Annotated in this window: 12 protein-coding genes; 8 read left to right on the top strand and 4 right to left on the bottom strand. The window is 38.2% G+C overall.

Going from position 1 to position 12,757, the window contains the following annotated elements; all coding sequences use genetic code 11:
- Positions 1-31 precede the first annotated feature (31 nt).
- Both HPC41_RS25655 and HPC41_RS00380 read right to left on the bottom strand, forming a co-directional pair.
- Positions 32-1,207 carry a FecR domain-containing protein gene (locus tag HPC41_RS25655; protein WP_172392035.1) on the bottom strand — a complete coding sequence of 392 codons (1,176 nt, stop codon included), beginning with the start codon at positions 1,205-1,207 and terminating at the stop codon, positions 32-34.
- A gap of 107 nt (positions 1,208-1,314) precedes the next feature.
- Positions 1,315-1,893 (bottom strand): RNA polymerase sigma factor, encoded by a 579-nt coding sequence (locus HPC41_RS00380; RefSeq protein WP_246250234.1) that lies wholly within the window; start codon positions 1,891-1,893, stop codon positions 1,315-1,317.
- Between the two features lie 457 nt (positions 1,894-2,350).
- Between HPC41_RS00380 and HPC41_RS00375 the strand changes: the two genes are divergently transcribed.
- Positions 2,351-2,851 (top strand): GNAT family N-acetyltransferase, encoded by a 501-nt coding sequence (locus tag HPC41_RS00375; RefSeq protein WP_172392034.1) that lies wholly within the window; start codon positions 2,351-2,353, stop codon positions 2,849-2,851.
- Positions 2,852-3,021: 170 nt separating this feature from the next.
- On the opposite strand, the gene HPC41_RS00370 is transcribed toward HPC41_RS00375, so the two are convergent.
- The gene (locus tag HPC41_RS00370) at positions 3,022-3,480 is read right to left on the bottom strand and encodes a hypothetical protein (RefSeq protein WP_172392033.1); all 459 of its coding nucleotides are present in this window, start codon (positions 3,478-3,480) and stop codon (positions 3,022-3,024) included.
- A 322-nt stretch (positions 3,481-3,802) separates the two neighbouring features.
- On the opposite strand from HPC41_RS00370, the gene HPC41_RS00365 reads away from it, so the two are divergent.
- The 3 genes from HPC41_RS00365 to HPC41_RS00355 all read left to right on the top strand — a co-directional run bounded on the left by HPC41_RS00365 (position 3,803) and on the right by HPC41_RS00355 (position 5,671).
- A complete protein-coding gene (locus tag HPC41_RS00365; protein ID WP_216660605.1) occupies positions 3,803-4,579 on the top strand; it encodes a hypothetical protein in 777 nt (258 codons plus the stop codon).
- A 194-nt stretch (positions 4,580-4,773) separates the two neighbouring features.
- Positions 4,774-5,241 (top strand): GNAT family N-acetyltransferase, encoded by a 468-nt coding sequence (locus HPC41_RS00360; protein ID WP_172392032.1) that lies wholly within the window; start codon positions 4,774-4,776, stop codon positions 5,239-5,241.
- Between the two features lie 22 nt (positions 5,242-5,263).
- The gene (locus HPC41_RS00355) at positions 5,264-5,671 is read left to right on the top strand and encodes a GNAT family N-acetyltransferase (RefSeq protein WP_172392031.1); all 408 of its coding nucleotides are present in this window, start codon (positions 5,264-5,266) and stop codon (positions 5,669-5,671) included.
- Positions 5,672-5,682: 11 nt separating this feature from the next.
- On the opposite strand, the gene HPC41_RS00350 is transcribed toward HPC41_RS00355, so the two are convergent.
- A complete protein-coding gene (locus HPC41_RS00350) occupies positions 5,683-6,294 on the bottom strand; it encodes an HD domain-containing protein (RefSeq protein WP_172392030.1) in 612 nt (203 codons plus the stop codon).
- A 106-nt stretch (positions 6,295-6,400) separates the two neighbouring features.
- Between HPC41_RS00350 and HPC41_RS00345 the strand changes: the two genes are divergently transcribed.
- The 4 genes from HPC41_RS00345 (at position 6,401) to HPC41_RS00330 (ending at position 12,687) form a co-directional block, all read left to right on the top strand.
- Positions 6,401-7,303, top strand: coding sequence for a DUF6528 family protein (locus HPC41_RS00345; protein WP_216660604.1), 903 nt, complete (start codon positions 6,401-6,403; stop codon positions 7,301-7,303).
- 431 nt (positions 7,304-7,734) lie between these two features.
- Positions 7,735-10,392 (top strand): glycoside hydrolase family 78 protein, encoded by a 2,658-nt coding sequence (locus HPC41_RS00340; RefSeq protein WP_172392029.1) that lies wholly within the window; start codon positions 7,735-7,737, stop codon positions 10,390-10,392.
- Positions 10,393-10,755: 363 nt separating this feature from the next.
- A complete protein-coding gene (locus HPC41_RS00335) occupies positions 10,756-11,340 on the top strand; it encodes an RNA polymerase sigma factor (RefSeq protein WP_172392028.1) in 585 nt (194 codons plus the stop codon).
- Between the two features lie 129 nt (positions 11,341-11,469).
- Positions 11,470-12,687 (top strand): FecR family protein, encoded by a 1,218-nt coding sequence (locus HPC41_RS00330; protein ID WP_172392027.1) that lies wholly within the window; start codon positions 11,470-11,472, stop codon positions 12,685-12,687.
- Positions 12,688-12,757 lie beyond the last annotated feature (70 nt).

The raw sequence follows: 12,757 nt of genomic DNA, 5'->3' as shown, positions 1-12,757 counted from the left end.
ATGAGTTATAATTGAATATTTAGCGAACAATTTATGGAAGGACATACAGGGTTTTACCTTCAATTCGAAAATGGACCGCCCCCGTTTTTTCCAGTAGATTTAAGACCTGCTTGACATCGTCAAAACGGGAAATTCCGCCCCCGAACTTCTCTGTCGTTTTTTTGCCTTGATAGATGACATCAACTTTATACCAACGTGCTATCTTACGCATAACACTTTCAATATCATCATCGTCAAACATAAATTCATGATTGGTCCAGGCGACGATGGGTGCAGTATCCACTTGTTGCAATTTTAGCATCCCATTGGCTGTGAGGCTGGACTGTTGTCCCGGAAACAATCGTAGTTTTTGATTATTAGGGGAAGAGACTTGGACACTGCCTTCCAACAAAGTGGTTCGCAGCTCTGGCTCGTCAGCATAACTATTTACATTAAAGTGGGTACCCAACACTTCGATCTTTTGCCCAGCACTCTGTACCACAAAGGGATGTCGAGGGTCCTTTGCCACTTCAAAATAGGCCTCCCCTATCAATTCCACTTCTCTTTTTCCCTGAAGGGCAAAACGCATTGGATATTTAAGGGCTGAAGCAGCGTTGAGCCACACTTGCGTACCGTCGGGCAGCTTAATGCGATAAGTTTCGCCTTGTGTTGTTGATAATGTATGATGTCCTGTATCATTACCAATATTTTTCCCAACCTCATAGATTAGCTGTCCGTCATTACTTTTAGATATTTTGATACCCATTTCATTCAAAATCTGTCCATCTACAGTTTCTTGCAGATGAATCTGTTTACCATTGGCTAGTGTTAAGGTTGCAGATTGCTTTCCGGGTGATATGGGCTCCGGTGTGACTTGCTGGGATACCGTATTGCTGGCGCCATAAAAAATCCACCAACCGGCAAATAATACCCCAATAACCATTGCTGCAGCTGCACTGATACGTTTCCAGGACCACAATGATCGCATTTTCGGTTTATTTATCTGAAGATGTAATTGTTCCCATGTGTTATCCAATACTGTTAATAATTCAGGATTCTGAAGCAAGTCCTGATCAATAGGATCATCTAAAACTTCTTGTATCAGTTCATGTAGCAATACCGAATCTTCACCAGATTTTATATAAGATAGGAAAGCACGCAAATTTTCTTCACTGAGCTCTCCCCGTATATACTGTCTTAAAGTATATTGAAGTAATTTCTTTTCCACAATTGGTTATCTTCTTTTTAGCTAATACACTTCAAAAGCAAGGATCATCTGCTCTGAGGGTAATTTTATTTTACTTTTTTTCAGCCTTAAAAAAATAATTGCGGTTACTATTGTTGGAGGAGTATGAAGGAGACTATCAATAGCGTCGACTTATTCACAACACGGTGTCTTTCTTTGATATACTTTGTAGCTTTTACAATATGGTCATTAATGGTGGAAGTGGATATCCTTAACAAGCTACTCACTTCTGCGTAGCTTTTGCCTTCGATTTTACAAAGTCTATAGATCAGTCTTCGTTGAGGCGGAAGCTGTTCAATCGTTTGGTACAGCCATTGTTCGTCTTGTTTTTCGTCTAATTGTTCTTCTACATGGGTATAGAGCTGCGTATTGTGGCGGCTAAGATAGGCTTGAATCTGTTTCTCTAGGTTATTTTTACGGATAAAATTATATACTGTGTATTTGGCAATCTGAAACAAATAAGACCTAAAGGACTGTTCGACATCGATCAGCTCCCGCTTATCCCATACTTTAATAAATACTTCTTGCAAAAGCTCTGCTGCATCCTGTTCGGATTTGACCATTTTACAAATATTGAGGTAAATACGACCACTGTACAAACTGTAAATTTGTCGAAAAGCAGATTGGCAGCCCGAACGCAGGGCCGACAGAATCTCCTTCTCTTCCATATGATCATATCCCGGTTTATACATTGCCACTCAAGTGAAATATAAAATAGATTCCCAAATCTTGGTCTTTCCCCATATCCTAATGACAAAAAGCAGAAACTATCCCTTTTGTTGAAAAGTAAAAATGCTATAGCTTTATCGTATTTGGTTACCCTCTCTCTTATATCATATATAATACATCTTATTAAAAACCAGAAAAGATTCATACTGGCATTTCAACAAATTGAGGCCCTAGCTCAGCTCAACTTTATTTATTATTGATACATCCATAAGATTGAATAAAACAAATATAAAAAAACTAAAACGGTTTTGCTGATTTCAGAAAAATTTATGGAATATTAAACTCAATTATCTAATTTTACTTATAAGGGGAACAAACAATCAAATAAAAGAAATTTGGTTACGATCCATTAATTCTTTCTTTTCCACAACCAAGGTATAAAAATTGAGCTTTCACATGGAAACTTTAATCGCAACAGATCAATTAATATTGAAGCCTGTCGAACTGGCAGACTTGCAAGATATGTATGTTCTCCGAACCGATCCGCAGGTCGCTCAATACATAGAAAGAGATATCACTAAAAGTCTTGACGACATAAGACTGTTTATTGAGATGGTCAGAAAAAATAAATTCTATTTTACGATTAAAACAATCAATGGAAATGACTTTGTGGGAGCTATAACCTTATGGAATATTGACTGGAGTAAAAAATATGCTGAATTAGGTTACGAATTACTTCCGCAATTCCAAGGTAAAGGACTCATGAGCGAGGCTGTAAAGGCCATGCTAGATTATGCCTTTACTGAAGCAGGGTTTGAATATATCGAAGCGTATACACATCAAGAAAATATTCCTTCCAAAAAACTTCTGGAGCGCCTCGGCTTTAAATTGGTCGATGATAAAATTGACGAGGATAATTTAGATGTTGTCATTTACGGAATAAATAAAACCTGTTGATCCAATCTTAAACGGGATGTACAACAAATACAAACTATTTCGAGAACAGGTAAGCAAGACATCCTAACCGAATATTGCAAACACCATTTGATCGTTGTATTTTTCACATACTAGGAATTCTTATTTGTTTTGAAAGCACGGTTCGGTGGTGATACAACTATTTCATTCCATCATGAAATAACTATCGCGTTCCCTTTTCTACTATTCTGAAGTAGAATAATCAAATAGGGTATTAGAAAAAATAAATCAAATGAAATTTTGCGTGGGAAAATTGGTTGATCAAAATAGATCAGGCCAAAGATCATAAAAAGACAAATCAGGATACCGATCACCGCATCAATATGAGCAAAAGTCTTTGCCCAGTCCATACCCTTATAAAATCCCCAGGCAACTAAAAATTTAAAGGCATAAACAATAATCGTTACAACGCCTGTTATTGTAAGTAGAGATTTGCTTTCAAGACCATAAATACTGATTGTCGCTTTCACTCCAAATAGTTGACTTATTGCAATTATTAGGACTACTACGCCCGAAAGCATAAAATAGTAAGAAAAAGCGCGAATAAAAAAAGGTAAACTCATCCAGCTATCTGCAGGTTTGCCAGCAATTGTATTGAAAAAATTCTTCATTATAATTAGTTTTTGTCCAAAATAACATGCGATAAATAAAGGTCTTTCGCTGATATATGATATAAATTTAAGCATAATATTATAAAATCTGGTAAATTATATACGAAACATCAAATCCCCTTAACGTTCTGCATCAGCATTTTAGACCCTTACAACGAATATTGATTCGTTAATGGCGATTCGACGAATATCTTCTATCGCTTCAATTACCAATGATCTATCAAATGTAAAAAACGAAGCTATAGAAACCGTAGAAGACGAAAATCATATTTGATCATTATCCATATAATTTTAGTAATTTAATAGCTAAAAGACAGAGCGGATGACAAAACAACAGATGAAATTTAGCTTTTTAATTATGACTTTGCTGGCTTATAGCTTTGGCTATGCACAGAAACCCGAAATTAACGCTTCAAAAAAAGCCAGAATCAGCAATATTATCTCATTATTTAAACAACAGAATATAGATGATATTTCGACGATTGTAAACTATCCTTTGAAGCGGGAAACCCCCATTCCGGATATTAAAAACCCAAAAGAATTCAAACAAAGATTTCGTGAAGTCTTTGATGAGACGCTCGTCGATCTGATCGCACATTCCAAAACTGAACAATGGACAGAAGTTGGCTGGCGAGGAATTATGCTCGATAATGGCATAGTATGGATAGATAGCGACGACGGAAAGATTACCGCGATAAACTATCAGAGCACTGTTGAAAAAAAATTAAGACAAGCACTTATTCACCAACAAAAAGAACATGTACACAGTTCGCTCAAGCCATTCAAAAATCCTATATACAGGCTAAAAACGGAAACATATCTCATCAGAATAGATGAACTAGTTAATGGCAAGTATAGATATGCTTCCTGGAAAATTGGCAAAAAAGAAAATGCTCCACCTGATCTCATCTTAAACACTGGTAAACTGGACTTTGAAGGAAGCGGAGGCAATCATGTCATCACCTTTAAGAATGGTATTTATACCTACAAGATATATCGAAATATTATTGGAGAGAAAAATGCACCGGATATTACCCTTATTGTTGAAAAAAATAACCGGAGAATTTTACGTCAGCATGGCACACTAATAGCAGACTAAAACATTCGGCTACGATTGCGAATGTAGATACGATGACAAAGGCAGCACAATACCACTCTTCCCTATTACCTTTAAACTAACATACAGGAAAACGCTGTGAATGACAGAATTGAAAGGTGAAAATATGCAATAAGCTAAACTTTTTGAAGCGATATTTCAAAAGCTGAGATATTGTTGATAAATTGGGTCTAGCTATGGAAAATACATTCACATTTCAGGACACAACAACCGATTTAATCGCTGTCATGAATTTATGGAACGATGAATATCCTGCCAGTTTATCCTATACTAAGACGGCAGATTTCGAAGATTATACCAAGACCCTTTTATTTCCAAATCATATCCTTATCAAAAGTGACAATCAACTTGTTGGTTGGGCTACCAAATTTGACCGTGAGACTGATCGTTGGTTTGTGATTATACTATCCAAGAATATACAGGGAAAAGGTTTGGGATCTAAAGTAATGAATAAATTAAAAAGAAATGAACAACGGCTTAATGGGTGGGTTATCGATCATGATCTTGGAATCAAGATAGATGGTAGCCCTTATCGATCACCACTCGGATTCTATCTAAAACACAGATTTATCCCGGCCTTCGACCAACGTCTTGAATTCCCTAATTTATCGGCTGTAAAAGTAACATGGACCGACAAAATATAAATACAAAGATTGATTATAATAAATGAGCATAACAATTTCTAATACACGCAACATTAAAATTGATGATATTTTAAAATTATACCAGGCTAACGGATGGAGCGCCGCGAGCAAACCAAGTGAATTGTATCAAGCGCTGATGAATTCGCATACATTGATCTCCGCATGGACAGAAGGAACATTAGTTGGCCTGGGAAATGCAATTTCAGATGGCCACCTTGTCGTTTATTACCCGCACCTATTAGTCCACCCTGATTATCATAGCAAAGGAATAGGTCAGCTTATTCTTCAAAAAATGCAAGACATCTATGGTCATTTTCATATGCAAATGCTTACAGCAGACGGGAAAGCTGTAGATTTCTATAAAAGGAATGGTTTTGAAAGAGCTGGAAAAACTGTCCCTATGTGGATTTACAAAGGTGACGAGCATTAACCAATAGCGGGCTATCTGATTAAATCATTGATTTCACGCTGAATATTGAGGCGGGCCTGTTTTTCATATTTTTCATAGAAAAGGTCCGTTTTAAATATTTTTTCCATCGCTAGGAAACTCCGCAAAACTTGCGTCCTTCCTGCGTCAAAATAAATAGAGTCACCATATTCTTTACGGATTCCAGTAGCATACCTCGCATAGGAAGCATTGTCTGCACCAAGTATCGACATATCAGCATCAATAAAATAATTTATATTGGTGTCCCTATTTTCCGCATGTGCCTTTGTTGCCAGGATCATCTCCACACAGTTGCCGATCAGGTGCGATGGATAATTCAATCTACCTAAATGATCTACTGCAACCAATGCACTTTTTGCTTCATTTGTACCATCCATCATAAAATATACAATATCATGATAGATCATGGCCAAATAAACTGTAGAATAATCTGATAAATTATGTTTGCAAAGATCCAACTGCTGACTAAAGTGCTGAAGGTGTGCCAAGGTATGATAGCCCCTTCGTTGATCCGAATACGATGTTAGAATCTCACCCCAACATGCTTCCAGCAGTACAATATCATCGGTATATGGCGTCAAGCACGAAAAATATCTCGCTTTCATTTTTAAGTCATCAACTATCATAGTTAAAGCTAACTATTTTCATGTGTATATTCTTTTCAAAAATTTATGTGGTTAACTTTAAATAGGAATTTAAGTAAAATGTAATATGAAATCTATTAAAATAACGCATACATTAGTGCTATGCTTCATCATGGCAATACCCTTTTTTAGCAAGGCCCAACAAATAACCCAAATCTCCAAAGGCTATTGGGTAGCTTGTGGAGATGACAAGGTGCTTATTATTAACCCTGCAGTTGGATCAGATAGCTCAGCTATAATCTGGAAATGGCAACTCAAAGAAAGTGCCGATCAGATACCGGAGGAATATAGCAATTATTTTAAATCGATAGATGAGTGCAAGCCGGTTTTCGCAAACAAAAAGATCCTGATTACTTCATCGACAGGCGCAACCTGCTTATTGAATATCGCCGATAAAAAAATCGAGTTCTTGGCGAAAACACCGATGGCTCACTCCGCAGACTTACTATCCGAAAAGCTGGTAGCTGTGGCAAACTCGACCCATCCAATGGGTAACTCCTTAGAACTTTACCACTTGGATCAGATGGAGAAACCGATCTATAAAGACACACTTTATTCCGGACATGGTGTCGTCTGGAACAACGAACTACAACAGTTATTTGTGCTGGGTTATGATGACCTACGAACATACCAATTAACTGATGATAAAAATAGCTTAACACTTGTTAAAACGATAAAAATCCCAGGACAGGGTGGCCATGATCTTTCTTTGGTAGACAACAACCGTTTACTCGTTTCTTTTGCAGACAATGTCGCTGTCTTTTCTATAAAAGATCAAAAATTTGCCCCGTTCGCTCAATTAAAGGGTGTACATCATATAAAATCTGTAAACTGGAATGCAAAAACAAATCGTGTGATCTATACAAAAGCCGAAGATAGCTGGTGGACATATAATATATATGCGACCAACCCAAATCAAACGCTACATATACCAACGTTGAAACTTTATAAAGTCCGCGTTTGTAATTAAGATTATCGAATTAATTATTGATCAATCGATTTACATTTAGGAAACTGTGTAAGCAGGTTGATTTATAGGTTGAACCAATTCACTCGTTTCGTAGACATAAAAAGCCACATCTCACGACGTGGCTACTAAACTAAACTTATAAACTTATGATTCACTAATTGTTAGGCTACGAGCTAAATGACTCACCACTAGTTGTTGTTCTGATTTGTTGATTCAAAACTACAACACAGGGGTTCCCCCGGGCAATTGGCTTTAGGCTAACGGGTATAAAAACTCGGTAAACAACGGAAATATGGAGGTGAAATTCACCAAATTTTGTCTTTTGTAATAGGTTTCAAAAGTATACAGGATAGTGCATGACGCCTCTATCAAATTTAATATTTATAATAGTAAATCATTCCGGATCTCCGGCTAACCATCAATCCTCAAATATGGAACCAATTATAAAACATCTGTTTCGGAAAATTGTGACACTCGGGATTCTATGTCTATTGGCTATCAACACCTTTTCTCAAAAATTAAGTGTAATCGACCTTAAAGTAGAACACCTTAAAAACCCTCTGGCAATCGAAACCGAAAACCCACGATTTAGTTGGAAAATAACCTCCCCGATAAAGAATACACAACAGTCATCATATGAAATCAGAGTTGGCCGTCATAAAGCAACGATGGATGCAGGCAAGGACCTGGTGTGGAAAGCGACAGTAATCGGCGATCAGTCTGTATTAATTAAATATGAGGGTGCTACACTACAATCAAGAAAGAGATATTTTTGGCAAGTTAGGGTAAAAGACAATCATGGCAATACTTCCGCCTGGTCTGAACCTGCGTTCTTTCAAATGGGCATTAGCCCTATGTCATGGTCTGCAACATGGATCAAAGTAGCCGGAAAAGACACGTCGGCAAGAAGTCCTCTTTTCAGAAAGGAATTTGCCATCAATAAAAAACTTAAATCAGCAATGGTCTATGTCACAGCAAAAGGATTGTACGAAGCGCATATCAATGGCCAACGCATCAGTGATACCTATTTTGCTCCAGGATGGACCAGTTATAAGGATCATTTACAATATCAAGTGTATGATGTAACGACAATACTAAGGAATGGTGCTAATGTCTTTGGGCTCAGTGTTGGAAATGGTTGGTACAAAGGGCGGATTGGATTCGGAAATCAACATAATTTCTATGGCGATACGCGTGGGTTGCTCTTGCAGCTTATGATGGAATACACAGATGGAACAACCGAAACGATCCAAACCGATGAAAGCTGGAAATATGCTTACGGACCGATCATGGCATCCGATATTTATGATGGCGAAATCTATGATGCTCGGATGGAAATAGATGGTTGGAATAATATTGGCTTTCAAGTGGATAACAAATGGAATAGCGTGAGCACAATGGAGAAAGGTCCAGAAAAACTTGTCGCAATGAGTGGCCCGCCTATTAAGAAACACGAACAGTTCAAAGCGCTTAAAGTTTTTAAAACACCTTCAGGTGAGACTGTTGTGGATTTCGGACAAAACCTGGTAGGTTGGGTCATGCTCAAAGCTAAAGGTGCCGCCGGAACCAAGATCACACTGAGCCACGCTGAAGTACTTACAAAAGAAGGCAATTTTTATACCACCAACTTAAGATCCGCTAAGGCACAGGATATTTATATTTTAAAGGAAAATACCGAACAGGTCTTTGAACCTCATTTTACGTTTCAAGGTTTCAGGTATGTGAAGGTCGAGGGCTATCCAGGGGAATTAACAGCCGACAACCTTACTGCTGTCGCGTTGTATTCCGCGATGGAGAGTACAGGAAAATTCGCTACTTCCAATAGTCTACTGAACCAGCTACAACATAATATTCAATGGGGACAAAAGGGAAATTTTTTGGATGTACCAACGGATTGTCCACAACGCGACGAGCGTCTGGGTTGGACGGGTGACGCACAGGCTTTTGCCAATACTGCTGCTTACAATATGGATATTGCGGGATTTTTCACCAAATGGCTCAAGGATGTCAAGGCTGACCAACTACCTAACGGTTCAATCCCACATGTAATACCCAATGTACTAGGAGCAAACGATGGTGCATCAGCAGGTTGGGCAGATGTGGCTACTATTATTCCATGGAATATGTATGTAGCCTATGGCGACCGGCAGTTGTTGGAAACACAGTTTGAAAGTATGCGGAAATGGGTAGATTATATATCTTCCGTAGCCAAAAATGATCTTTGGAACTCAGGTTTCCATTTTGGTGACTGGTTATTCTATCGCCCCAATGATGACAATGACGGAAGGGCCGCAGTTACCGATAAATACTTGATTGCCCAGACTTTTTATGCGCATTCTACCCAATTATTGATCAATGCAGCTAATGTATTGGGCAAACAGCAAGATGTCGCTAAATATACAGCACTGTTAGCCAATATTAAATCCGCTTTTGTAAAGGAATACATGACACCCACTGGGCGATTGGTTTCTGGAACACAAACGGCTTACGTTTTGGCGCTACAATTTGATATGTTGCCCGAAGAACTTCGAGCAGCATCGGCAAATCGTCTTGTGGCGAATATTCGTGATTATGGCAATCACCTCACAACAGGATTTTTGGGCACTCCCTATCTATGCCATGTACTAACCAGATTTGGTCATAATGATGTGGCTTACGATCTCTTGATGCAGGAAAGCTATCCTTCATGGCTCTATCCTGTTAAAATGGGTGCAACAACAATATGGGAACGATGGGACGGGATCAAGCCGGATGGTTCTTTTCAAACACCGGATATGAATTCCTACAACCACTATGCGTACGGAGCAATTGGAGATTGGATGTACCGAACGATTGCGGGCATCAATTCGGTCGCCGAGGAACCTGGTTATAAATCCATTGTTATCGCCCCTAAACCAGGTGGAAAAATAACAAGTGCCTCCGCAGAATTAGAAACTCCATATGGTCCAGTAAGATCGGCTTGGGCACTAGAAAATGGATTATTGAAACTTGAGGTTACTATACCTGTGAACACCAAGGCAAAAGTGATACTACCTGAAGTGACAAGAGAAATCGGTTCGGGCACCTATCATTTTGAGAGTAAATTTTAATTGCTCAAGGTCTTGCATACAATAACCTCCAAAAAATAACATGTAGATAAAAATTGGAATACATCTCCGAGCGACATAATCTTGCTATTGCCTAAATAAGAGATCATATTTGGTGTTGGTTGATGACCAATGCTTCTATAATGCATGTTAGCGAATCTCTCAAGCGAAAAAAGCTTAAAAAATGGTATCATAGATATTAAATGGGTTTTCAAATCGCAGCTTGCGTTCGTATCTTATACTACTTTATAGTGGCGTCAGGTTGCGCATCTTATGTTTCGAAAGGTTTCATTTTGAATTAATACCTTTTTTATATAAATTTAATATCAATTTTGTTTCTTTAGACCAATAAAAACCTATGTATTAATGGATTTGAAAGGATTTCCACTTGATTTAGAGGAATTTGAACGATTTCAAATGGCTGATGGGAGAGTTTTTCGAAAAATTTTTGATAACTACAAGCCCTGTTTACTGAAAAAAGTATGCCGTTTGACCTCCTCAACAACTGAAGCAGAAGAAATTGTGCAGGAAGTTTTTGTTCAGCTCTTTCTAAAACGAAATGAAATTCCTGCTGCTGAAGCGATATTCCCCTTTCTCTATGTTGTAGCCAAAAGATTGGCGATATCTAATTTTCGAAAAGAGGTCATCCGAAAACAATACCGAATGGATAGTGGAAACATCCAGTTGAATACATCACCCTGTGGACACATTCAGTTGGAACAAAAGGAACATGAACAGATGCTACAAAAGGTTATTGATGCACTTCCAGCCCAACAAAAACGGATTTACCAAATGAATAAATTGGAGGAAAAGAGCTATCAGGAAATTGCGGAGCAAATTGGTATCTCCCGAAATACGGTGAGAAACCATTTGACTGCCGCCTGTAGTTTTGTCAAGTTAAGACTCCAAAAAATCTTATTCACACTAGCCGTCCTACTCGTGTTATATTAACATGCTGCTCTTGTGGCTCTCCCCTATTTTCTGTCATCTATTTTCATTTTTAAAAATTTCACTTTTTTGACTAGTACATTTTGATCACTGATGCGAATAGACATTTAAAGCATGTAGAAATTAGCATCGATGTCAAAAATAGAAGCTTACAAAAGATTAATCCGTCAGTATTATAACGATAAACTCCAAGGAGAGTCGTTAATGCAGTTTATAAAATATATGGACGATGAAGATTTTTTGGATGCATGGGAACAAATAAAACTTGAAGAACAGCCCGTAAATAAGCTTGGGTCTGAAATGAACAACCAAGACATATTTGAAAAAATCACCGCTGATGAGCGTATCAAAAATCAGTTGTTGGAGCTGGTTCCGCTAAAAAAACCAACGCTGATTCCCTGGCGAAGTATGGCTGCTGCTGCCTTGCTATTGGTCGTCGGTATAGGTGCACTAATTTATTTTTTCGGAAAATCCAGTGGCTCTTTGATCAATGAGCAGCAGCTCATGGCCAATAATGGGATCGAATCGGTGCTCCCGGGTAAAGACCGTGCCCAGATTATTCTGGAAAATGGCCATCGAATTGACCTGGAAAAAATCAAAGGTGATACTATTATTGACCACGGCGATTTTGAGATTATCAAAACCGCAGCCGGAGAGATTTCCTATCATATCAAGGATGGTGTTGATCCTCATAAACTTGTCTACAACAGCATCGTAACGCCAAGGGGCGGTGAATATAATCTTACACTACCCGATGGTACACGAGTATGGCTCAATGCATCTACTTCGTTGAAATACCCTGTTGTGTTTGATCGGTCAAAACGGGAAGTAGAAATGTATGGCGAGGCCTATTTTGATGTGGCTAAACGAACTGAAGAGGGAAAACGAATCCCCTTTATTATCCATACTGGTTCTCAGTCAATAGAGGTATTGGGTACTTCTTTTAATGTGCAGAACTATGGAAAGAAAATCATAACAACTTTGGTGGAAGGTAAAGTAAAACTGAATTTTAAAAATACGACAATACCAGATCAATTCCTGCAGCCCAATGAACAGGCAACATTTGAACATGCGTCAAATCAGTTTTCGATAGATCCGATTGATCCCTTTTATTCTATCGCATGGAAGGATGGTAATTTTGCCTTTTACAAAACCCCTCTTGTTGAGGTTATGGCCATTATCGGCCGCTGGTACGACGTTCAGGTGGAGTTTAAATCTCAATTTGAGGATTTTCAATTTTCGGGTACAATATCGAAATATGGTGATATCAAAAAATTATTAAAGACTATCGAACTTGTCGGTGGTGTACATTTTGAATTAACGGGGAGGAAAATATATGTAAAAAACTAATCTTTTACAACCAAAGGCTTCAGAAGCGTTGCGACCGCTCCTGAAGCTGGTCTCATAGAGACAGTTGACA

The sequence above is a fragment of the Sphingobacterium prati genome (assembly GCF_013167215.1).
Taxonomy (GTDB): Bacteria; Bacteroidota; Bacteroidia; order Sphingobacteriales; family Sphingobacteriaceae; genus Sphingobacterium; species Sphingobacterium prati.
The sequence above is the reverse complement of the archived record's forward strand: the minus strand, read 5'-3'. Positions and strand labels throughout refer to the sequence as shown.

Bases quoted from the DNA above. Each gene is read 5' to 3' on its own strand.
- HPC41_RS00380 (WP_246250234.1), bottom strand. From the start codon at position 1,893: ATGGAAGAGAAGGAGATTCTGTCGGCCCTGCGTTCGGGCTGCCAATCT.
- HPC41_RS00375 (WP_172392034.1), top strand. From the start codon at position 2,351: ATGGAAACTTTAATCGCAACAGATCAATTAATATTGAAGCCTGTCGAA.
- HPC41_RS00370 (WP_172392033.1), bottom strand. From the start codon at position 3,480: ATGAAGAATTTTTTCAATACAATTGCTGGCAAACCTGCAGATAGCTGG.
- HPC41_RS00365 (WP_216660605.1), top strand. From the start codon at position 3,803: ATGACAAAACAACAGATGAAATTTAGCTTTTTAATTATGACTTTGCTG.
- HPC41_RS00360 (WP_172392032.1), top strand. From the start codon at position 4,774: ATGGAAAATACATTCACATTTCAGGACACAACAACCGATTTAATCGCT.
- HPC41_RS00355 (WP_172392031.1), top strand. From the start codon at position 5,264: ATGAGCATAACAATTTCTAATACACGCAACATTAAAATTGATGATATT.
- HPC41_RS00350 (WP_172392030.1), bottom strand. From the start codon at position 6,294: ATGAAAGCGAGATATTTTTCGTGCTTGACGCCATATACCGATGATATT.
- HPC41_RS00345 (WP_216660604.1), top strand. From the start codon at position 6,401: ATGAAATCTATTAAAATAACGCATACATTAGTGCTATGCTTCATCATG.
- HPC41_RS00340 (WP_172392029.1), top strand. From the start codon at position 7,735: ATGGAACCAATTATAAAACATCTGTTTCGGAAAATTGTGACACTCGGG.
- HPC41_RS00335 (WP_172392028.1), top strand. From the start codon at position 10,756: ATGGATTTGAAAGGATTTCCACTTGATTTAGAGGAATTTGAACGATTT.
- HPC41_RS00330 (WP_172392027.1), top strand. From the start codon at position 11,470: ATGTCAAAAATAGAAGCTTACAAAAGATTAATCCGTCAGTATTATAAC.